Origin of the sequence: Streptomyces sp. MBT53, assembly GCF_016654115.1 — a bacterium.
GTDB lineage: Bacteria > Actinomycetota > Actinomycetes > Streptomycetales > Streptomycetaceae > Streptomyces.
In genome coordinates this window covers 66,093-88,073 of the sequence record NZ_JAEQAZ010000006.1, presented here as the reverse complement: position 1 = coordinate 88,073, position 21,981 = coordinate 66,093, and the positions used below count along the sequence as shown (strand labels likewise).

Below are 21,981 nucleotides of genomic sequence, written 5' to 3'. Positions count from 1 at the left end.
GACTGGTCTAACTGATGTGTACAGGTGTGGCGGGCTGCTCGGCGGCCGCTGCCGCCGACGCCTGCCGGACGGACAGCACATGGGCCAGCGAGGCGAGGACGAGGACGCCCAGGGCCGCGGCCGGGATGGGGCCCGCGCCCACGCCGGGCAGCAGCGAGCTGCCGATGAAGCTGCCGAGGCTCATCCCGAGGTAGAGCGCGGCGGCGTTCAGGGCGAGGATCAACCCCGGTTGCAGGGGCACGAGTTCGACCAGCCGGGCCTGCTGCGGGGCCTGGTAGAGCTGGCTGAAGAACGCCCAGAAGGCGAAGAACACCAACCCCGCGTGGGAGTGGGGCGCGACCAGCAACAGGGCGAAGCCCGCCGCGAGTCCGATGACGGCGAGGCCCACGGTCCGTTCCCCGCCCAGCCGTTCGGCGATCCTCGGCGCGGTCGCGTTGCCCGCGACGCCGATGACACCGAAGGCGAGCAGGGTCACCGAGATCAGCCCGGAGGACGCGTCGAAGCGGTCCTTGAGGTAGGCGCCGGCGATGCCGTAGACAGTGAACTGGGCGGCCATGAAGAGGAGGGTCGTCGAGACGGTGGCCACGGTGGCGGGGGTGCGCAACGCGCCCCGGTAGGCCTGCACGGTGGGCGGTTCGCCGGCCGGGATCTCGGGGACGAACACGAACACCGTCACGAAGGCGATCGCGGAGAGCGCGGCCACACCGAGCAGCGCCGGGCGCCAGCCGAGACTGCCGCCGAGGAAGGACGCCAGCGGCACCCCGAGCACGGCGGCGGCCGTCATCCCGCCGAAGACCGTGGCCAGCGCCCGCTGCCGGCGCTCCGCCGGGACGATGAGCGCGCCGGCCGCCGAGGCGCCCGGCCCGAAGACGGCGGCGCCCATCGCGGCGAGGACCCGAGTGACCGTCAGGAAGCCGTAGTTGGGCGCCACCGCACCGAGCGCGGCGCCGACCGTGAGGAGCCCGATGCCGACGAGGAGGACGCGTTTGCGGTTCCACCGGCGCAGCAGGATGGGGGCGGTGGGCGCGCAGACGGCGAAGGTCAGCGCGAAGACGGTGACGAGGATGCCCACGGAGGCGGGCTGGACGTGCAGGTCGTCCCCGATCGGAGCGTTCAGGCCGACGACCGCCAGCGAGATCGTCCCCAGGCTGAAGTAGCCGAGTGACAGCGACAGCAAGGCAGGTAAGGCGTTGCGGGAGGGCATCACGCCACCTCCTCTTCCGAACGTTCCGAACGGGAAAGTTGCATACGGCGACCGTAGGAAGGCCGGGCGGACCCTCGCGCGCGTCGCGAGGAGGCGGGCGGCACTGCCCGAGGTCCGTCCCCGCACTACGTCAGGTCGCGCCGAAGGACCGTGAGCGCAGCACCAGCGGCACGCTCCGGTCGGTACTGATCAGCCAGTGCTCGACGCCGTTGACCAGCAGGAGCAGCAGGGTGGTGAGGGCCAGCACGGCGAGGGCGGGCACGAGGGGCGCGACGACGGCGGCGGCCAGGAGGACCAGTCCGCAGTAGAAGCGGGTGGCGGACGCGGCGCCGAACATCCGGCGGCGCGTGTAGCAGAACGTCAGCAGGATCAGGGCGGCGCCGACGGGCAGCAGTCCGGCGGCGCCGGAGTGGGGGGCCCGCAGCGGGTCGTGGACGGTGCGTACGGCGCCGACGGAGACCAGCAACAGGCCCGCGACCAGGGCGAGATGGCCGTAGCTGAGGACGTCGCGGACGACGACGGCGGGGGTGGGGTGGGTGCGCAGGGCGTGGGCGACGGCCGAGGCGGCGAGGTGGAAGTAGAGCCACCACAGGGCGCAGCCGATGAGGAAGGCGAGGATGAGCGCGGTCAGGCTGACCGGGTCGAGGGGGCCCTTGGCGACTCCGGCGCCGACGGAGAAGATGTTCTCGCCGAGGGCGATGATGATGAACAGCCCGAAGCGTTCCGGGAGATGGTTGACGCCGAAGGCCAGGCGCCGCAGATGGCCGCTGAGCAGTACGGGTGCCACGAGTTCGGCGATCACGGCGAACGCCCAGCACACCGCGCGCCAGGGGGCGGGGAGGGTGGCGGCGGCGAACAGCACGAGCGCGAAGGCGAGTCCGGCCCGGTAGGGGTGGATGGTGTAGAGGGCGCACTCTCTGCGGATGGCCTCGCCGATGAGCAGGCGCAGGGCGAGATAGCTGCCGGCGTACAGCAGGGCCTGTTCGCGGTCGACGAGTGCTTGTGGCGCGGCAACCGCCATGCCGTAGACGGCGAGTGCGGTCATCAGGAGGAACACGCGTTGCAGGTTGGTCTCGTGGACGGCGTTCATCGCCATGACGACGTCCACCCAGGCCCACCAGAGCGGGACGAGCACGAGCAGACACTGTCCGAGGACGGGCCAGGTGGGGTGTCCGGAGAGCAGGTGCGCGATCTGGCCCACGCCGAACGCGAGGACCAGATCGAAGAAGAGCTCCGCCCAGGTGGCCCGGTCGCGCACCTGAACGGCCGGGACGGTCGTTGTCGCGGTTGCGTCGGTCATCGTCGTATCGGCGCACGGGCGGGGTCCGGCGGGCGCGGAATCGTCGAACTCGGGTCCTACTGCGGCGAGTCGGCGCACCTGTTGTGGGAACTCCGGGGCGGCAGGGGGCCGTTGGCGGTGACGGTCATCCGGGGGTCCGGTCGAGGAGGGCGGTGACCTCGGTGCGGAAGGCGGCGAGGCGTTCGGCCGCGTGGTCGGGGCTGATGCGGGGCTCGTAGACGGCGGAGGGCTTTACGTCCGGCAGCGCGTCGGCGAGGGACAGTGCGGGTTCGGCGCCGAGTCGGGCCAGCGCGCCCACGCCGAGGGCGGTCGCGTCGGGCAGCACGGACACCTCGACGGGGCATTGCAGCAGGTCGGCCTGGGTCTGCATGAGCAGGGCGGAGCGGGCGAGGCCGCCGTCGACGCGCAGCACGTCGAGGGGGGTGCCGAGGTCGGTGGTGGTGGCTGTGGCGAGTTCGACGACCTGTGCGGCGATGCCCTCGCACAGGGCGTGCACGAGGTGCCCGGCCGTGGTGTCGAGGCCGAGGCCGGTGAGGGAGCCGCGCAGGTCGCCGCGCCACCAGGGGGCGGCGAGTCCGGCCAGGGCGGGGACGAAGGCGACGCCGCCGTTGTCGGGGACGGTGCCGCCGACGCGGTCGAGGTCGGCGGGGCCGGTGATGACGCCGAGGTCGGTGAGCCAGCGCACGGCGGACGCGGCCGTGTACACCTGCCCGTCGAGGCAGTAGCCGGTCCGCCCGTCCAGCCGCCAGGCCACACAGCTCACCAGGCCCGAGTCCCCGCGCCGGGGTGTGTCACCGGTGTGGGCGAGCAGCAACGCCCCTGTGTCGTACGTGCACTTGGCGCCGCCGGGTGCGGTGATCCGCTGGGCGAGGAGGGCCGCCTGCTGGTCCACGACAAGTCCGGTGAGGGGGATCTCCGCGCCGAACGCGGTGGTCGTACCGATGGGTCGGTCGCAGTCGACGACTCCCGGGAGGCGTTCGTCCAGGAGTCCGTAGAGGTCGAGGGCGCGCGGCGACCAGACGACCCCGTCCAGGTCGAGGAGTTGGGTACGGCCCGCGGTCGCCGCGTCGGTGACATGGGTGCCGGTGAGGCGGTGCACCAGCCAGGAGTCGCTGGTGGTGACCATGCCCTCGTGGGTGAGGTGGCGGCGGATCCAGGCCATCTTGGGTGCGGCGAAGTACGGGTCGAGGGGCAGGCCGGTCAGTGCGCGTAACTCGTCGGCGTGCTCGGCGAGTTCGGCGCAGAGGCTCTCGGCGCGGCGGTCCTGCCGCACGAGTGCGTCGGTCAGCGGCATACCGGTGTCGGGGTCCCAGGCGAGCACGGTCTCGCCCTGGTTGGCGAGCCCCAGCGCGACCACGGGTTCGTCGGCCTCGGCGAGCGCGCGGCGCCCGGCGACGATCACCGACTCGTACAGTTCCTCGGGGTCGGCCTCGACCAGACCGCCCGGCAGCCGACGGTTCCCCACCGAGACGAACCCGGTGCCGATCACGCCGCGTTCGGGACAGATCACCAGGGCCTTCGTACCGGATGTTCCCTGGTCGACGGCGAGTACCGGACCCGTCATACCACCCCTCCCGTAGATCAACGCCCGCCAGCCTGCCGCCGTCCCGCACACCACGTCAAGCATTTCTGATCTTCAGTCAACTCGCAGATATATCTGTGTAGTTGGGGCGGATCGGGAAGCGGCGGGGAATGCGGGAGTACGAAGCCACTGCACGGATACGGCAGGATGAGCGGTCGCGTCAGCACACGGGCCCCCTCCTGGCCGGCGCGAACGCACTACCGGCAATGCCCGCAATTCGAGCAGGTGGCAACAACGTGACGACACTTCACATCCGGCCGTCCGCGGCGCTCTTCGCCGCAGTTTCCTCTCCCGGAGGTGACCGATGAACCGCACACCGACCCTGGACGACTTCATGCTGGCCGGAATCGCCCTGGCCTCGGGCCTGTTGGCGGCGTTCCTGCTGCGCGTACTGCTGCGCTGGCTCGGCAAGCATGCCGACCGGACGCGCTGGAGCGGCGACGACGTGATCGTCGACGCGCTGCGGACCGCGCTGCCGTGGTCGGCGATCGCGGGTGGCGCGGCGGTCGCGGGGGCGGTGCTGCCGTTGACGCACACGGTCCAGCACCAGGTGAACCAGAGCCTCAAGGTGCTGATCATCCTCGCCGTGACGGTGTCGGCGGCCCGGGTGATAGCCGGCCTGGTCCGGGCGGTCACCAACTCCCGCTCCGGCGTTGCCGGTTCGGCCACGATCTTCGTCAACATCACCCGGATACTGGTCCTGGCCATCGGTTTCCTGGTGATGCTCCAGACGCTGGGCATCTCGATAGCGCCGATGCTCACCGCCCTGGGCGTCGGCGGTCTCGCCGTCGCGCTCGCGCTTCAGGACACCCTCGCGAACCTCTTCGCGGGCATCCACATCCTCGCCTCGAAGACCGTGCAGCCCGGCGACTACATCCGGCTGAGCAGCGGCGAGGAAGGATACGTCGAGGACATCAACTGGCGTCAGACGACGGTCAGGGCGCTCTCCAACAACCTCGTCGTGATACCGAACGGCCAGCTCGCCAAGACGAACATGACCAACTTCATGCGTCCCGAGCAGCAGTTGACGATCCTGGTCCAGGTGGGCGTCGGCTACGACAGCGACCTGGAGCATGTCGAGAAGGTGACCATGGAAGTCATCGCCGAGGTCATGACCGACATCACCGGCGCGATCCCCGAGCACGAACCGGCCATCCGCTTCCACACGTTCGGCGACTCGCGGATCGGCTTCACGGTGATCCTGGGTGTGGGCGAGTTCAGCGACCAGTTCCGCATCAAGCACGAGTTCGTCAAGCGGCTGCACAAGCGGTACCGGGAGGAGGGCATCCGCATTCCGGCACCGACGCGGACGGTGGCGCTCCAGCAGGGGTCGATCGCCATCCCGCAGCAGCGGGTCCCGGAGGACGAGCCGGGCGAAGTCTCCTCCACCCGGCTCGACTGACCGGTCAACCGCCCTAGAGCGTCGCCGAGTTGTCGCGGTCGCGCCCGCCGGTCCGGCTGTGCGGGGCGGTGAGCGACGGCTTCACCGGCGTCACCGTCCAGTCCGGATGACCGGGCATGCGCGGCGTCGTCGTACCGTAGAGCCAGTCCCGCAGGAAGCCGGACAGGTCCTGGCCGGAGACCCTCGACGCGACGGCGATGTAGTCCTCCGTCGTCGCCGAGGAGTCGCGGTAGCGGGCGAGGAAGGCGCGCTCCACGGCGTGGAAGGTGTCCTCGCCGATGAACTCCCGCAGGGCGTACAGGACCAGGACACCGCCCAGGTAGCGCTGGTTGTCGAAGAGGTTGACCGCGTTGGGGGCCGCGACCGGGCCCGAGTCGTGGCGCCACTGGTCGCCGCGCGCGTACGTGTCCTTCATGCGGGCCTCCATCGTGGTGAGGCCGAGGGAGTCGGGCCAGCCGCGCTCGTAGCGGTAGAGCAGGCCGTAGAAGTCGGCGTGGCCCTCGTTCAGCCACAGGTCGGCCCAGGTGGCGGGGCTGACGCTGTTGCCGAACCAGGAGTGGACCAGCTCGTGCATCATGTGCGAGCCGATCTTGCTCTCCGCCTGGAGCAGGAAGTTCGGCTTGTACAGGGTGAGGGTCTGGGTCTCGAGTCCCGTGAAATCAAAGGCGGTCGGGCTGTCGGAGTTGCAGGGCAGCAGTCCGTACGTCTCGAACGGGAACGCCCCGAGCCGCTGCTCCAGCCAGTCCACCAGACCCGGCGTCAGCGCGAGCGCCGGTTCCAGGGCGGCGGCGCGGGCGGTGGGCACGATGTCCCGCAGTGGCAGCCCGTGCGGGCCGCTGCGCTCCTTGACGACGTAGTCGCCGACCGTGAGCTGCACCAGCTCGGTCGCCATCGGCGAGCGCGAGCGGTAGCTGAACGCGGTCCGGTCGCCGTCCAGCCGCTCGGTGCACACCAGTTGACCGTTCGCGACTCCGCGCAGCCCGTCCGGGACGGTGATGCGGAACGTGAAGTCGGCCTTGTCGCTGGGGTGGTCGTTGCAGGGGAAGACGGTGTGCGTCAGATTCGGCTGGCCGCACACCGCGAAACCGTCGGGGGTGAGGACCCAGCCGCCGGTGGGCGCGGCGGCGCGGCTCGGGTCGACGGAGTACGAGACGCAGACGGTGACTCGGCTCCCCGCCGGGAGAGTTCGGGCGGGCGTGATCCGCAGCTTCTCGTCGGCCTGCGCGAAATCGGCGCTGCGGCCCTGCACGCGGACCTCGTGGATGTCGAGGCCGAGGGCGTCGAGGGAGAACCGGGTCAGGGCCTCGGTGGTGCGCAGTTCTATCGTGACCGTGCCGTCGACGAGCTTCGTCGTCGCGTCGTAGGCGAGGTCGAGGTCGTAGGAACGGACGCGGTAGCCGTCGTTGCCGAGGCTCGGGTACACGGGGTCGCCGAGGGTCTCGGCGCCCTCGTCGCCGTACCCCCGCGCAGTCGTCTCGTCGCCGGTCGTCCCGTCGGCGTTCCCCCGTCCGGCCGCGAAGGCCGGGGAACCCGTGGTCAGTGCTGTTGCCGTACCGATCAGGGCGGCCAGCGGGGCCGTCACTCTGGTGCGATTTCTCATGATCCGCTCTCGCTCGGGCGGCCGGGTGGTCAGCTCCGGCCGTCGGTCAGTGAAGGTGATCCACCCGTTACTGACCACGGGACAGGGCGAACGGTTGCACTTGATCGTCGGACTGGTGTTCGCGCAGTGCGGACGGACCGCTGTCGAGCGGTACCGCATCACGAGATATCTTGATGTCGAGCAATGTTGCAGACGTGGAGCGGAGCACCGGTGACTGACTCGACCATCATCTATACGCACACTGACGAGGCCCCGGCCCTGGCGACGTATTCCTTCCTGCCGGTGGTCCAGGCGTACGCCTCGCAGGCGGGTGTCGCCGTGACCACGCGGGACATCTCGCTGGCCGGGCGCATCATCGCCGTGTTCCCGGAGTACCTGACCGAGGACCAGCGGATCCCGGACGCCCTGCACGAGCTGGGCGAACTGGCGAAGACGCCCGAGGCCAACATCATCAAGCTGCCGAACATCTCGGCGTCCATCCCGCAGCTCAAGGCGGCCGTCGCCGAGCTGCAGGAGCAGGGTTACGCGCTGCCGAACTACCCGGACGACCCGAAGACCGACGAGGAGCGGGACATCCAGTCCCGCTACGACAAGGTCAAGGGCTCCGCGGTGAACCCGGTCCTGCGCGAGGGCAACTCCGACCGGCGCGCCCCCGCCTCGGTCAAGAACTACGCGAAGACCCACCCGCACCGCATGGGCGCCTGGTCGGCCGACTCCAAGACCAATGTCGCGACCATGGGCGAGAACGACTTCCGCTCCACCGAGAAGTCCGTGACGATCGCCGAGGCCGGTGCGCTGCGCATCGAACTGGTCGCCGAGGACGGCACCACCACCGTGCTGCGCGAGTCCGTACCCGTCCTCAAGGACGAGGTCGTCGACGCCTCCGTGCTGCACGTGGCCCAGCTGCGTGAGTTCCTCACCGCGCAGATCGCCCGCGCCAAGGCCGAGGACATCCTGTTCTCCGTGCACCTCAAGGCCACGATGATGAAGGTCTCCGACCCGATCATCTTCGGCCACGTGGTCCGCGCCTTCTTCCCGAAGACCTTCGAGCAGTACGGCGCCACGCTCGCCGCGGCCGGTCTCTCCCCGAACGACGGTCTCGGCGGCATCCTCAAGGGCCTCGCCGCGCTGCCCGAGGGCGACGCGATCAAGGCCTCCTTCGACGCGGAGATCGCCGAGGGCCCCGCGCTCGCGATGGTCGACTCCGACAAGGGCATCACCAACCTGCACGTGCCGTCCGACGTCATCGTCGACGCCTCGATGCCGGCCATGATCCGCACCTCCGGCCACATGTGGGGCCCGGACGGCGCGGAGGCGGACACCCTCGCGGTGCTCCCGGACTCCTCCTACTCGGGCGTCTACCAGGCCGTCCTCGACGACTGCCGCGCGCACGGCGCCTACGACCCCTCGACCATGGGCTCGGTGCCCAACGTCGGCCTGATGGCGCAGAAGGCCGAGGAGTACGGCTCCCACGACAAGACCTTCGAGGTCCAGGCCGCCGGAACGGTCCGCCTCGTCGACCAGGCCGGCAACGTCGTCCTGGAGCAGTCGGTCGCCAAGGGTGACATCTTCCGCGCCTGCCAGACCAAGGACGCCCCGATCAAGGACTGGGTGAAGCTGGCCGTCACGCGTGCGCGTGCCACCGGCAACCCGGCGGTGTTCTGGCTGGACGAGACCCGCGCGCACGACGCCCAGCTGATCAAGAAGATCGAGGCGTACCTCCCCGAGCACGACACCGAGGGTCTGGACATCCGCGTCCTCGCCCCGGTCGAGGCCACCAAGCTCTCGGTGGAGCGCATCCGCCGCGGCGAGGACACCATCTCGGTGACCGGCAACGTGCTGCGCGACTACCTGACCGACCTCTTCCCCATCCTGGAGCTGGGCACCAGCGCCAAGATGCTGTCGGTCGTCCCGCTGATGGCGGGCGGCGGCCTCTTCGAGACGGGCGCCGGCGGTTCCGCGCCGAAGCACGTGCAGCAGCTGGTCAAGGAGGACTACCTGCGCTGGGACTCGCTCGGTGAGTTCTTCGCGCTGGTCCCCTCCCTCGAGCAGTACGCGACGTTCACCGGCAACACCCGCGCCAAGGTCCTCGCCGACACCCTCGACCGCGCCACGGCGACCTTCCTCAACGAGGACAAGTCGCCGACCCGTCGCGTCGGCGGTATCGACAACCGCGGCAGCCACTTCTTCCTCTCCCTGTACTGGGCGCAGGAGTTGGCCGCGCAGACCGAGGACGCGGACCTCGCGAAGGCCTTCGCCGGCCTCGCCGAGACCCTCGCGGGCGCCGAGCAGACGATCATCGAGGAACTCCTCGCGGTCCAGGGCCACCCGGCCGACATCGGCGGCTACTACCAGCCCGACCCGGCCAAGGCCGCGAAGGTCATGCGCCCGTCGACGACGTGGAACGAGGCGCTGGCTTCCCTGAGCTGACGCACGGCCCCTTCCAGGGCACCCACTCCTGTCTCTCCGCCCCGGCCGGGGTCTCCTCCGGGCCGGGGCGGCTGCGTTCGCCGCCGGGCGCGACAGCCGGCCGGTCACCAGTCCCGTACGGCGATCAGGGTCTCCACGTCCGCGTCCGCGAAGCCGTACGCGTTCGCCACGAACCAGAAGTCCTCGGCTATCTCCTCGCGCGCCACGGTCTCGATCTCACTGCCGGCCGCCTCGAAGTCGTCCTGCAGCGCGTTGAACTCCTCGGTGGCGACCTCGGTGAGGGCGTACAGCGCGGGCAGGTCGGCGGGCCGCTCGGTCTCGATGCGCTCGCACAGGCGCAGCAGGATCGCCTTGCCGAGGTCCACCACGGGGTCGGGAAAGTAGTCGTCCCGGTACAGCCCGCGCAGGAACGCGTGCTCGGTGATCCGCTGGTTGCTGACGGGCATGGTGGTGCTCCCCCGGTCCGTGATCGTCGATGCCGATACCTTGATCCTGCACCACGCCACTGACAACGCCTCCGGGAGCCGCCCGTGTCCCTCTCCGCGCCGTCCTCGGCGTCCTCTCCCGCGCCGTCCTTCGAGCTGCTGCCCGGCGCCGCCGACTCGCCCGTGATCCTCCATGTCCCGCACTCCGCGCGGGAGATACCGGCCGACGTCCGCGCGGACATCGTGCTGGACGACCCGGAGTTGGAGCGGGAGCTGGACCACATCACCGACAGCCACACGGCCCGGATCGCCGAAGAAGCGGCACGCGCGTGTGCACTCACCCCATGGCGGTTCGTGAACCGCCTGTCCCGGCTGGTCGTCGATCCGGAGCGGTTCCCGGACGAGCGGGAGGAGATGCTCGCCGTGGGCATGGGCGCGGTCTACACCCGCACCACCCACCGCGCCGAGCTACGGCCCGCCGACCACGACCCCGAGCCCCTGATCGACCGCTACTTCCGCCCGTACGCCCGCGCCATGACGGAGGCCGTCGCCGACCGGCTGGCCGCGACCGGCCGGGCCGTCGTCGTCGACCTGCACTCCTACCCGACCGCCCCGCTCCCCTACGAACTCCACGGCACCGGCCCCCGCCCGCCCGTCTGCCTCGGCACGGACGCCTTCCACACCCCGCCCACCTTGCTGGCGACGGCACGCGAGGCCTTCGCCGGGTGCGGGGAGATCGGCGTCGACAGCCCCTTCATCGGGACCTACGTCCCGCTGGAGTTCTACGGCAAGGAGCCGGCCGTAGGAGCGCTGATGGTCGAGCTGCGCCGGGACACGTACATGACGGAGCCCGGCGGGCCGCCCGCCGACCCCGGTGTCACCCGCCTCGCCGCGGCGCTGGCGGCGCTCATCGCCGCCGTGTCGGGCTGACCACCGGCTGGAGCACTCCCGCAGGACAGGCGGGCGGGGGCGTACGAGGGTGGACGCATGACCGAGGAGACCACCACGCTGACCAGCCAGGCCCCGCAGCCGCCCGTGCGGGACTGGCCCCCGATCGAGCTGACCGGGACCGACTTCGACCCGGTCCTCGCGGAGCTGATGCGCGAGGGCCCGCTGAACCGGATCCGGCTGCCGCACGGCGAGGGCTGGGCGTGGCTGGCCACCCGCTACGACGACGTGAAGATGATCACCAATGATCCGCGGTTCGGCCGCGCGGAGGTGACGACCCGTCAAGTGACGCGTATGGCCCCGCACTTCAAGCCGCGCCCGGGGTCGCTGGCGTTCGCTGACCAGCCGGACCACAACCGGCTGCGCAAGCCGGTCGCGGGCGCGTTCACGGTCGGCGCGATGAAGCGGCTGCGGCCCCGGGCGCAGGCGCTGCTCGACTCGCTGGTGGACGGGGTCGTGGCGGACGGGCCGCCGGCGGATCTGATCGAGCGGGTCCTGGAGCCCTTCCCGCTCGCGGTGGTCAGCGAGGTCATGGGGGTGCCCGAGGAGAACCGGGAGCAGGTGCACTCCTGGACCCGGCAGATCATCTCCACGTCCGGTGGTGCCGAGGCCGCCGACCGGGCCAAGAACGGCATGTACGCGTGGATCACCGACACCATCCGCGCCCGCGCCGACAGCGACGGCACCGATGTGTACTCGCTGCTGGGCACCGCCGTGGCCCGGGGCGACATCAGCGAGCAGGAGGCCGTGGGCCTCGCGGGTCCGTTGCAGATCGGTGGGGAGGCGGTCACCCACAACTGCGGCCAGATGCTGTACCTGATGCTCACCCGCCCCGAGCTGCTGGAGCGCCTGCGGGGTCAACCGGAGTGCAGGGAGGCCGCGTTGGACGAACTCCTCCGCTTCATCCCGCACCGCGCGTCGGTCGGGCTGGCCCGGATCGCCCTGGAGGACGTCGAGTTGCACGGCCACCGCATCAGCGCGGGCGACCCGGTCTACGTCTCCTACCTCGCCGCCAACCGCGACCCGGACGTCTTCCCCGACCCGGACCGTATCGACGTCGACCGCGATCCCAATCCGCACCTGGCCCTGGGCAACGGCCCGCACTACTGCACCGGTGCCGTGCTGGCCCGGCTGCAGACCGAACTCCTCGTCGACACCCTGCTGGACCGGCTGCCCGGGCTCCAACTGGCCGTCCCCGCCGAGGAGATCGTCTGGCGCCGCAAGACGATGATCCGGGGTCCGCAGACGCTGCCGGTCACCTGGTAGCGCGCTGGTGCGCGAGGAAGAAGCGTCCCGCTCCCCTTCCTCGCGCACCGGCGGTCACGCACCCGCGGTCACGCCCGCAGCCACTCCGTGACGACCACCTCCCGGCCGGTCCGCAGCCGTAGCGCGAAGGGACCGGCCGGGGTCACGTCACTGGTGAAACGGCCCATGGAGTCGGCCGTGAGGGTGGTGGGGCGCAGGGCCTGCGGGCCGTTCAGGACCTCGATGCCGGCCGGTTGCGGCGGCATCACCTGACCCATCAGCCCCTCGCTGGTGACTTCCACGTCGACGCTGAACTCGCCCGCCGTGAAGGTCAGCATGCGGGGTACGTCCGTGACGCCCCGGACCGGGATGGCGTCGACCAGGGAGTCGAAGGTCAGCTCCGCTAACCGGGCGTCCATGTCGTACAACGCGTAGGCGTCCATGGCGACTTGGCGCAGTTCGGCGGGGACCGGGTCCAGGATGGCGGCCGCCTGGCGCAGCTCCTCCTCCAAGAGGGCGTCGTCGAACTCCGAGCCGTTGTCGTCCTGTTCGCCCTGCTGGTCGTCGAACTCCTCGTCGTCAAAAGGGTCCTGGCCGAAGGCGTCGAACGCGCCGGGGCCGTCGCCGTACATGCCGTTCACAGCGCCTCCCCGGCGTCCAGTCGGGCTCGCAGCCGGCGCAGACAGCGCTGGCGCATGGGTCCGATGCTGCCCACGGCGATGCCCAGACCGGCGGACACCTCCTGATAGCTGGGTGGCGGCGAGGCCATCAGGACGCGCAGTAACTGCCTGCACCGCTCGCCGAGTTCGGCGAACTCCTGCCAGAGCCTGCGGATGCGTTCGGCCTGGGAGGCCGCCTCCTCCGAGTCGAGGACCGACTGCTCGGGAGTGCGCTCCTCGCTGACGCGGTCGAGGAGTTGGGGATCGTCCGTGGGCATGAGCCGCCGCAGTCCCTTGATCACCTTCAGGCACTCGTTGCGCGCGGTGCTCGCCAGCCAGGAGCCCGCCTTGTCGGGTTCCCGGATCCGGCCCAGGTGCTGGGCGAAGCGGAACCACACGGTCTGGTACACCTCGCCGGCGTCGGCGTCGGAGAGCCGATGGGCGCGCACCACTGACCAGACCAGTGGGCTGAGCCCCTCCACGAGCGCCTTCCAGGCCGCCGCGTCGCCGTCGACTGCCGACCGGACGAGCGCGCCGACTTCTGCACGGTCCACGGTGCCACCCCTCGTGTACGGCATGTCATCGTACGCCGTGGAGGGGATGGTTCCGGCCCTCATGCCGGTGCGGAGAGCGGCACGACGGGGACCGGGCGCCAGGTGGGCGGGCGCAGCGCCGGTACATGCGCCCCGCGTACTTCGGCGTACTCGGTGTTGGCCGCGAGGAGTTGGGTACGGGCGGCGCGCGCGTCGCTCTCCTTGTTGGCCGTCATGTAGGCGGCGACCAGGCCGGCGGCGACGGGAGTGGCGAACGAGGTCCCGCTCCAGTGCGCGAACCCCTCGAACATCACCTGGTCGGGCTTTCCGGTCGAGTTGTCGCCCTGCTGGCTCAACACCCCGGTGTGGCTGGGGTATTGGCAGGTGCAGGAGTAGGTGAAGCCGAACCGGCAGGCGTCGTAGGTGCTGTGCTGGTAGGTGTAGGGCGTGGGTGCGTCGAAGCCGGTGAGGGGGCCGATGAGCCGCTCGCCGGGGGCGTAGGCCTTGACCCAGGCGCCGTGGTTGCTGAAGCAGGCGCCGTACTCGCCGTCGCCGCGCAGGGCGCCGACCGAGAGGACGACGTCCTGGTAGTCGGGCAGGTCGGCGTAGGCGGCGGGCCAGAAGGGGGTGGCGCTGGCGTTGTTGCCGGCCGCGGCGACGAGCAGGGTGCGCTGGGCGCGCAGGGCCTGCATGAAGCCCTCGACGCCGAGGAGTCCGTCGGTGCGGCCGTTGCTGGTGCCGGCGGACAGGCTGATGACGTCGGGCCAGCCGTTCTGGTCGACGGCGGCGAACAGCGCCTCGCCGAAGTCCGATTCGAGGATGGCGCCCGCGTCGTTGAGGGTGTTGCGGACGGTCACCTCGGTGTTGGGCGAGACGGCCGCGACGAGCCCGGCGATGAACGTGCCGTGCCCTACGTACTGTTGGAGCACTCCGGCCGCGTCGGTCTCCTTGATCTGCGGGTCGCCCTGGACGTGAGCGAGCAGCGGGTAGGACCGGTAGTCGTGCATGAGTCCGGTGTCGATGACGAGGACGTCGACGGCGGTGTCCGCGTCGTAACCGGCTTCCACGGGTGCGGGGTTGGCGCCCTGGGTGAGCGGGGCGGGCACGGGTTCGTCGCCGGGACATGCGTTCACGGCGATCGACACGACGTGGTTGCGGCTGACGAGCCGGCGGCCCGCGCGGCCCTCCGGTTCGCGCAGGGCGCGCAGCGCGTTGGCGACGGCGCGGTCGCCGCGCCGGTCGCCGTGGCCGGGGTCGCCGACCTGGATGCGGGTGATCCCGGACCGGTTGGTCTCGGGTCCGGCCCGGCGGACGGAGTCGGCGGTGAGGCCGGTGGCCTCTGTGAAGTGGGTGCGTACGGTGTCCTCGACGAGGCGGGCCTCCTCACCGTCGCGGGCGAGCACGACGCCCTTCTCGTAGAAGAACTCGGCGGAGTCGTCCGGCCCCATCGCGAGGGGGATGTCGGGCATCGAGCGCTGGATCTGGTCGAACTGCTCGTGGAATCGCTGTGGTGCCATGGCGTGTCCTCCCACTGCGGCGGCGGTCGTCAATCAGAGCCTGCGGGCGAGTACTTGATACAGCGCCAAACCGGTGTGGTGTGCACCGGGGGGCCACTACCATCCGAGGAGTGACAGCGGATGGCGACCCGGTTATCGAACTGCTGCCGATGGTGTTCGCGGCTCCGAGCGAGGCGCTGGCCGGTGCGCGGGCGGTTCTCGACGGCGATCCGACGCCGTTCCAGGCCTCCGTGGCCCACCATGTGATCGGTATCTGGCAGCGGGACTTCGGCGATCTCCGGCTCGCGCTGAAGCACTTGCGGCGCGCCCGCGACCTGGCGGCGCGCGCGGAGTCGGCGGACCGGGAGGCGGACGTCCTGGGCACGCTCGGGGTGGCTCTGGTGCACGCGGGCCGCACCCGGCAGGGCCTGGCGGCCTTCGAGCGGGGCATCGCGCGCGGCAGCAGAAAGTCCAGGGCGCGCGTCCTGTTCCTGCGGGCCTACGCCTGGTGGGTGCTGGGCCGGCACAAGGAGGCGCTGGACGACGTACGGCGGGCGATCCCCGTGCTGCGGCAGACGGAGGACGTGATCTGGACGGCGCGGGCGCTGACCCTGCGCGCGACCGTGCATCTGGCGCTCGGCGCGGTGGACCGTGCGGACGCCGACTTCACGGCGGCCGAGCGGCTGTGGGAGACCACCGGCCAGGAGCACGACAAGGCCGACGCGGTGGAGAGCCGGGGCCTGGCCGCGTTCCGCTCGGGCGACATCCCGGTCGCGCTCCGGCTCCTCGACGAGGCCGAGGTGATGTACGCCAAACTCACCACCCCCACCTTCATGCTCACCATCCGCCGCTGCGAGGTACTGCTGAGCGCGGGCCTGGCCGCCGAGGCGCTGGCCCAGGCGGACACGGCGATCGGGCTGCTGGACGGGATCGGCGGGCAGTCCACCCGCAAGGCGGAGCTGCTGCTGGTGGCCGCCCGGGCGGCGCGACTCGCGGACGATCCGGCCACGGCGATCGCGCGCGCGGCCGTGGCGGTACGGCTGTTCGCCGCGCAGCGCCGCACCTGGTGGCAGGCGCATGCCCAACTGGTGCTGATCGAGGCGAGGTTGGCGGCCGGGCGGGCCTCGGGCCGGCTGGTCGCGGACGCCGCCGCGGTGGCCGGCCGGCTGGCCGCGTTCGGCTCCCCGTCCGCGCCGGAGGCCGCGCTGCTCGCGGGCCGGATCGCGCTGAAGCTGGGCTGGACGGCGGACGCGGAACGGCACTTGGCGGTGGCCGCCCGCAGCAGACGCGGCGGTCCCCCGCTGGCCCGGATGACGGGCTGGGCGGCGCAGGCGCTGCGCGCCGAGGCCGCCGGTTCGGGACGCGGTGTGCTGGAGGCCTGCCGACGCGGACTCGACGTCCTGGACGACCACCGGACGACCCTGGGCGCCTCGGAGTTGCGGGCCCGGGCGACCGCGCAGGGCGCCGAGCTGGCCGCGCTCGCGCAGCGGGCGAGCCTCGACTCCGGTGGTCCGCGCAGGCTGTTGGTGTGGAGCGAGCGCTGGCGGGCGACCGCGCTGTCCACCCCGCCGGCCCGGCCGCCCGCCGACCCGGTCCTGCTCAGCGGTCTGACGGCGTTCCGTGAGATCGCCGCCCGCGCGGAGAAGGCCCGGATGGAGGGCCATCCGGTACCGGCCCTGGAGCGCGAACAGCGGCGCCTGGAACGGGAGATCCGCTCCCGCACCCTGCACATGCGCGGTGACGCGCCCGGCGAGGGCGAGCGCTTCGATCCGACTCGGCTGCTGGCACGCCTCGGTGAGGGGCGACTGGTGGAACTGGCCGTGGTCGACGGGCGGGTGCACGCCCTGCTGTGCGGCCAGGGCAGGGTCCGGCAGTTCGCGGCGGGCCTGCTCTCGGAGGCGATGGCCGAGGCGGAACACGTGCAGGCGGGGCTGCGGCGGCTGGCGCACCCCGGAGCGGAGGCCAGGCTGCCGGTGGTGGAGGCGGCGGGCCGGCGCCTGGAGGAACTGCTCCTGGGTGAGGCGGCCCAACACCTGGGCTCCGGGCCGGTGGTGGTGGTCCCGCCCGGCCGACTCCACCGTGTTCCCTGGGCGTTGCTGCCCTCGCTGCGCGAGCGGGTGCTCAGTGTGTCGCCGTCGGCGGGCAGTTGGCTGCGCGCCCTGGACACCCGGCCGCCGCCCGGCGGACGGCATGTGCTGGTGCGCGGTCCCGGCCTGGCGACCGGCGGCGCGGAGGTCCCGGACCTGGCCGACCGCTACGGCAGGCCGACGGTCCTGGAGCACGAGGACGCCGAAGTCCCCCGGGTGCTGGCCGAGTTGGACGGCGCGACGTTGGCCCATATCGCCGCGCACGGCACGTTCCGCGCGGACAGCCCCTTGTTCTCGGCCCTTGGCATGGCCGACGGCCCGCTCATCGTCCACGACTTCGAACGCCTCGCCCGCAGCCCGTACCGGATCATCCTCTCCAGTTGCGACACGGCCCGCCTCGCCCCGGTGGGCGCGGACGAACTCCTGGGCCTGGTGACGGCGTTGCTCCCGCTGGGCACGGCGGGGGTGGTGGCGAGCAGCGCCCCCGTCAACGACGCCGCCGTGGTCCCGCTGATGCTCGCCCTGCACAAGGGTCTCAGCGCGGGTCTGTCCCTGGCGGAGGCCCTGCGCGACGCCCGGGCCGCGCTGCCCGGGGACGCGGTCCACCAGGCGACGGGCTGGGCGTTCACCGCGTTCGGAGCGGCCTGACCGGCCGACGCGGCGGCGCACGGGTCACGCGGACTGCGCCGTCGGCAGCTCTACCAGCCACGGCAGCGCGCCCGGTCCCGCGCGCCGACTGGCAGAGTTCCCTGCCCACACCCCGGCCACTCACCCCCTTCGGAGCAGCCTGACCGGCCGACGCAGCGGCGCACCGGTCACGCGGACTGCGCCGTGGGCAGTTCCACCAGCCACGGCAGCGCGCCGCGGTCGCTCGCGCCGAGCCGGGCGTAGGCGCTGTAGAGGTGGTTGCCGACGGTGCGGACCGAGAGGGTGAGGCGTTCGGCGATCTGCCGGTTGCTGAGGCCCGCGGCGGCGAGGGTGACGATCTGCCGCTGGCGGGCGGTGAGTTCACCGAGCACCAGGCCGGACAGGGCCGGGGTGCGGGCGCCCTGGCAGCGGCGGGCCAGTGCGACCGCGCGGGTGCGGGACATACGGGCGGCGCGCGGGTCACGGTGCGCCCGGACGGCCTGTGCGTGCGCCTCGGCCGCGAACAGCAGGAACCCGCGCTGCTCCAGCTCCCCCGCCACCCGGTCCAGCGCGGGCCCGTCGCCGTCGACCAGTGCCTCGGCGTGCCGGGCGAGCACGGCCGGTCCGTCACCGGGCAGCCGGGCGAGCCGTCCGGCCACCTGTTCGGGAGCGCCGAGGCGTACGGCGTCGTAGAGGGCGTAGGCAGCGGGCCTGCCGTCCTCGGCGGTGCCCTCGCGCCGGTCCGGCGCCACCGCCTCGGCCACGGTCTCGCGGGCCGTCTCCACATCACCCCGGGCCGCCGCCACCCAGCCGGTCGCGGGGCGGTGGGCGAGGGTGTCGTCGGTGTCCGGCACATCACCCGACTGGGCGGCGGCCAGGGCGAGTTCGGCCCCGCAGGCGTGGTCCGCCGGGGTCTCCCGCAGTCCCTCCCGCGCCCAGGCCGCGGCCTCGCGCAGTTCGCCGCGGAGCCTCGCGAACCGGGCGCGTACGGCCGCGTACCCGGCCGGTACCGGTGCGCCCTCGGCCACCAGCCACTCCCCCACCGGCGTCGGCAGCGGCCGTACGTCGGTCCGGTCGATGCGGTCGGTGAGCGCGGCGCGTTCGGCGGCGAGGGCCGGGACGCACTGGTCGGGGGTGCGGGCCAGGCGGCGGGCCCGGAGCCGGCCTGCGGCGGCGCGCAGCGCGGGACCGTGCAGCGGGTGGGTGAGGTGGACGGCACCGCGGTCGTCGACGTGGATCAGGTCCTCGGCCTCCAGGCGTTCGAGGACGTCGAGGTCGAAGTCGTCGAGCGAGGACGCCAACGGCTCGGCGAAGGCCAGGCGTTCGAGGCTCTCGCGCTCGTCGAGGTCGGCCCGGGCGAGGACCTGCCCTGTGCGTTCGCGGACCGTCGCGGTGACCGGCACCGGGCCGCGCCAGGCCCACTCGTCGGTGTCCGTGGCACGAGTCAGCAGCCCGCGCTCGCGCACCGCGCCGAACAGGTCGCGCAGCAGGCGCAGATCGCCTTGGCAGAGGTGGTGGAGGCGCTTCACGGTGAGGGGTTCCAGCGGGCCGCCGGCGCCCGCCGCCAGCAGGTGGGCGATCTCCTCGCGGGGCAGCGGTTCCAGCGCGAGGCGCGGCAGCAGTTCGCCCGTCCACAGCCGGGACACCGCGCCGGGCACGGGGTTGCCGTCGGTCACCACGACCACCAGGCGGGTCCGGCCGTGGACGGCGAGCTGGTGGACGAGGGCGGCCGAGGAGTCGTCGAGGAGGTGGGCGTCGTCGATCAGCAACAGCCGTGTTCCGGACAGGAGTTGGACCGCCCGGTGCAGGGAGACGCTCTCGGACAGCAGGTGGGCGAACGCGGCGAAGGGCAGCGTGCGGGTCTCCGGTGTCCCGGTGACGCGGACGCAGTCGCCGCCCCGGACGGCCTCGGTGACCAGCCGGGTCTTGCCCCGGCCGGCCGGGCCGGAGACCACGATGCCGTGCCGGCCGGCCGTCAACGACCCGCGGACCAGTTCGAGTTCGTCCTCCCGGCCGGTGAACGGCCAGGGCAGTTCGAGGGTCTTCGCGTCCTGTTCGAAAGTCATCACGCAGATATGAGTCGGGCTACTCAACCCTGATACAGGGTGACTTGAGTAGCCCTCGACTCAGGCGCCCGGGTACGGTCACCGGCACTCTGGTCGCATGACCGCTCGCTACTGCTCCCTCACGCAGCAGCCGGCCCCGGAGTTCGGACCGGGACTGGCCGCGGAGCGGCGCGGTGCGCTCGTCGGTGGAAGCCGGATGTGGGTCAACGGCACGGTCCTGCACTACTACTTCTTCGACGTCGACAACTCCGCCGCCGCGGACACGTCCGTCATCCCGGTGCCCGGGACCGGCGAGCTGCGGCGGGTGCCGTGGGCCGGCGCCAAGGAGCAGCAGGACGTCGTACGCGAGTGCTTCCGGGAGTGGCAGGGGCTCGGCATCGGTGTCGACTTCGCCGAGGTGGGCGACCGTTCGGAGGCCGAGCTGCGCATCGGGTTCCAGGCCGGTGACGGTTCCTGGTCGGCGGTGGGGCGTGACGCGCTCACGGTCGGTCTGGGCGACCGCACCATGAACTTCGGCTGGGACCTGACCGCGCCCGGTCAGCGTGGCACGGCGCTGCACGAGATCGGGCACGCGCTGGGCATGCTGCACGAGCACCAGAGCCCGTTCGCCGGGATCCACTGGGACGACGAGGCCGTGTACGCCGAGCTGGCGGGCCCGCCGAACTTCTGGAGCCGGGACCGGACCCTGTTCAACATCCTGCGCAAGCTGGACCCGGACGAGGTCAACGGCTCCGTCTGGGACCCGCAGTCGATCATGGAGTACCCGTTCGCGTCGGGCCTGGTCCTGGAGCCGGAGGAATACCGTACGGGCCTGCACCCGCACGGCGGCCTCTCCGCCGCGGACAAGGAGTTCGTACTGCGCTGGTACCCGCCCGTCGGCCCTCCCCGGCCGGCCGAGCTGGTGCCGTTCCGCTCGGCGCCGCTGCGGCTCGGGCCGGGCGAGCAGGCCGACTTCACGATCGAGCCGACCCAGACGCGCGAGTACGCCGTCGGTGCCTTCGGGGACAGCGACACGGTCGTCGTGGTCTTCGAGGAACGCGACGGCGAACCACGCTTCCTCGCCGGGCAGGACGACGGGGGAACACCGCACAACGCAACGCTCAAGGTCCGGCTCGTCAGGGGCCGCCGCTACTTCGTCCGTGTGCGTCTGTACTCCACGTGGGGGTCGGGGGACACCGCAGTGATGTGCTGGTAACAGCACGGGTACAGCCGCACGCGGGCGGACGGACCACAAGTCCGGCGCCGGGGGAAGCGGCCGAGGTTCGTAGCCTTCGGGGGAGGGATACGAGCCTCGGCCACGCCGCCGTGTTCAGCCACCCAACAGCCCTGTCCACGCAGGGGACTTGTGCGCTAGGAACCCAACTCCAGTGGCCTGGCGGGGTCCTTGGACCACTCCTCCAGTGAGCCGTCGTAGACGGACACGTCCGTACGGCCGAGCAGGGTGAGCGCGAGTGCGGCGCCCGCGGCCGAGATGCCGCCGCCGCAGTACAGGACGACCGGTGAGTCGTCGGTGCCGAGGACGGCTCCGATCCTGGCGGCGAGTTCGGGCTCGGGCAGTATGTGCCCGCCGGCGTCCTGCAGACCCCGGCCCGGGAGGCTGCGGCTGCCGGGGATGTGTCCGCGGCGGCTGTAGCGGGTGGGCACCGAGCCGTCGTAGCCGCCCGGGGGCAGCGCGCAGACCAGCGTGCCGGGCCGCTCGCCGCGGCTGATGGCGGCCACGTCCTCGATCCCGGACCACAGATCCGGTCGTACGACGGGTGTCACGGGACGGACGGCCGGAACCGGGCCGGTGTCGTCGCCGGAGGCAAGCGGACGCCCGGCCGCCTCCCACGCTTCGAGACCGCCGTCCAGCACCGCCGCCGGTACGCCGATCGCCCGGAGCATCCACCACAGGCGGGCCGCCCAGATGCCACCGCCGCTGTCGTACGTGACGACCTCGACGCCCTCCCCCACACCCAGCCGGGCCAGCACGGCGACGAGCATGCCGGGGGACGGCACGGCGAAGTGGTACGGCGCCTCGTGGTCGGAGAAGTCGCCGGTCAGGTCGGCGTGTCGTGATCCGGGCAGGTGCCGCTCGGCCCAGGTCCCGCGCCCGCTCGCGGAGCGGTAGTCGCCGTCCTCACGGGGTGAGGGCAGCAGCGCGGTGGCGTCGAGGACGACCAGCCGGGGGTCGTCGAGATGCGCGGCGAGCCAGGTGTCGTCGACCAGCGGGCCGGGCAGCAGGGAGGTGGTCATGGCGGCCGATCGTACGCCCGCCACCTGGGCGTCTCACTCCTCGGGCATGGCCGTCCCATATTCCGGACCACGCTTGCACAGAATCCGGGTCGTGCGGTTATCGTTCGGCCATCTACGCGGGAGCCCCTACCCGGTTGGGCTG

The 21,981-nt window shown here is 72.0% G+C and carries 16 protein-coding genes; 6 read left to right on the top strand and 10 right to left on the bottom strand.

Annotated elements, in window-relative coordinates; translation table 11 throughout:
- Window positions 1-7: 7 nt before the first annotated feature.
- The 3 genes from JHN45_RS04085 to JHN45_RS04075 all read right to left on the bottom strand — a co-directional run bounded on the left by JHN45_RS04085 (window position 8) and on the right by JHN45_RS04075 (window position 4,068).
- The gene (locus JHN45_RS04085; RefSeq protein WP_201048033.1) at window positions 8-1,204 is read right to left on the bottom strand and encodes an MFS transporter; all 1,197 of its coding nucleotides are present in this window, start codon (window positions 1,202-1,204) and stop codon (window positions 8-10) included.
- A 130-nt stretch (window positions 1,205-1,334) separates the two neighbouring features.
- Window positions 1,335-2,504, bottom strand: a complete 1,170-nt coding sequence (locus JHN45_RS04080) for a low temperature requirement protein A (RefSeq protein WP_200709066.1) — start codon at window positions 2,502-2,504, stop codon at window positions 1,335-1,337.
- 124 nt (window positions 2,505-2,628) lie between these two features.
- Window positions 2,629-4,068 (bottom strand): FGGY family carbohydrate kinase, encoded by a 1,440-nt coding sequence (locus JHN45_RS04075; protein WP_200709065.1) that lies wholly within the window; start codon window positions 4,066-4,068, stop codon window positions 2,629-2,631.
- Between the two features lie 322 nt (window positions 4,069-4,390).
- On the opposite strand from JHN45_RS04075, the gene JHN45_RS04070 reads away from it, so the two are divergent.
- Entirely contained in the window at window positions 4,391-5,488 is a 1,098-nt protein-coding gene (locus JHN45_RS04070) for a mechanosensitive ion channel family protein (RefSeq protein WP_201048032.1), read from the top strand.
- A 13-nt stretch (window positions 5,489-5,501) separates the two neighbouring features.
- Here the strand turns inward: JHN45_RS04070 and JHN45_RS04065 are convergent, their stop codons facing one another.
- A complete protein-coding gene (locus tag JHN45_RS04065; RefSeq protein ID WP_201048031.1) occupies window positions 5,502-7,088 on the bottom strand; it encodes a M1 family metallopeptidase in 1,587 nt (528 codons plus the stop codon).
- 210 nt (window positions 7,089-7,298) lie between these two features.
- On the opposite strand from JHN45_RS04065, the gene JHN45_RS04060 reads away from it, so the two are divergent.
- On the top strand, window positions 7,299-9,518 hold the full coding sequence (locus JHN45_RS04060; RefSeq protein ID WP_201048030.1) for an NADP-dependent isocitrate dehydrogenase: 2,220 nt from the start codon (window positions 7,299-7,301) through the stop codon (window positions 9,516-9,518).
- A gap of 104 nt (window positions 9,519-9,622) precedes the next feature.
- On the opposite strand, the gene JHN45_RS04055 is transcribed toward JHN45_RS04060, so the two are convergent.
- Window positions 9,623-9,964: a DUF5713 family protein gene (locus JHN45_RS04055; protein WP_200709061.1), complete on the bottom strand. Its 342-nt coding sequence runs from the start codon at window positions 9,962-9,964 to the stop codon at window positions 9,623-9,625.
- A gap of 84 nt (window positions 9,965-10,048) precedes the next feature.
- Here JHN45_RS04055 and JHN45_RS04050 point away from each other — a divergent pair, with 84 nt between their 5' ends.
- Both JHN45_RS04050 and JHN45_RS04045 read left to right on the top strand, forming a co-directional pair.
- Window positions 10,049-10,873, top strand: a complete 825-nt coding sequence (locus tag JHN45_RS04050; protein WP_201048029.1) for an N-formylglutamate amidohydrolase — start codon at window positions 10,049-10,051, stop codon at window positions 10,871-10,873.
- Between the two features lie 57 nt (window positions 10,874-10,930).
- Window positions 10,931-12,157, top strand: a complete 1,227-nt coding sequence (locus JHN45_RS04045) for a cytochrome P450 (RefSeq protein WP_200711120.1) — start codon at window positions 10,931-10,933, stop codon at window positions 12,155-12,157.
- Between the two features lie 68 nt (window positions 12,158-12,225).
- Here JHN45_RS04045 and JHN45_RS04040 read toward each other — a convergent pair whose 3' ends face one another.
- The 3 genes from JHN45_RS04040 to JHN45_RS04030 are packed head-to-tail and all read right to left on the bottom strand — an operon-like array spanning window position 12,226 to window position 14,845.
- Entirely contained in the window at window positions 12,226-12,777 is a 552-nt protein-coding gene (locus JHN45_RS04040; RefSeq protein WP_374192749.1) for a hypothetical protein, read from the bottom strand.
- Window positions 12,774-13,412, bottom strand: a complete 639-nt coding sequence (locus tag JHN45_RS04035; protein ID WP_201048028.1) for an RNA polymerase sigma factor — start codon at window positions 13,410-13,412, stop codon at window positions 12,774-12,776. The genes JHN45_RS04040 and JHN45_RS04035 overlap by 4 nt, the downstream gene beginning before the upstream one ends.
- Window positions 13,409-14,845, bottom strand: coding sequence for a S8/S53 family peptidase (locus JHN45_RS04030; protein ID WP_200711122.1), 1,437 nt, complete (start codon window positions 14,843-14,845; stop codon window positions 13,409-13,411). The genes JHN45_RS04035 and JHN45_RS04030 overlap by 4 nt, the downstream gene beginning before the upstream one ends.
- A gap of 149 nt (window positions 14,846-14,994) precedes the next feature.
- Here JHN45_RS04030 and JHN45_RS04025 point away from each other — a divergent pair, with 149 nt between their 5' ends.
- Window positions 14,995-17,559, top strand: a complete 2,565-nt coding sequence (locus JHN45_RS04025; protein ID WP_236583308.1) for a CHAT domain-containing tetratricopeptide repeat protein — start codon at window positions 14,995-14,997, stop codon at window positions 17,557-17,559.
- Between the two features lie 167 nt (window positions 17,560-17,726).
- On the opposite strand, the gene JHN45_RS04020 is transcribed toward JHN45_RS04025, so the two are convergent.
- Window positions 17,727-19,604: a LuxR C-terminal-related transcriptional regulator gene (locus JHN45_RS04020; protein ID WP_200711124.1), complete on the bottom strand. Its 1,878-nt coding sequence runs from the start codon at window positions 19,602-19,604 to the stop codon at window positions 17,727-17,729.
- Between the two features lie 97 nt (window positions 19,605-19,701).
- Between JHN45_RS04020 and JHN45_RS04015 the strand changes: the two genes are divergently transcribed.
- On the top strand, window positions 19,702-20,799 hold the full coding sequence (locus JHN45_RS04015; RefSeq protein WP_201048026.1) for a M12 family metallopeptidase: 1,098 nt from the start codon (window positions 19,702-19,704) through the stop codon (window positions 20,797-20,799).
- Between the two features lie 155 nt (window positions 20,800-20,954).
- On the opposite strand, the gene JHN45_RS04010 is transcribed toward JHN45_RS04015, so the two are convergent.
- The gene (locus tag JHN45_RS04010; RefSeq protein ID WP_201048025.1) at window positions 20,955-21,839 is read right to left on the bottom strand and encodes a sulfurtransferase; all 885 of its coding nucleotides are present in this window, start codon (window positions 21,837-21,839) and stop codon (window positions 20,955-20,957) included.
- Window positions 21,840-21,981: the final 142 nt, after the last annotated feature.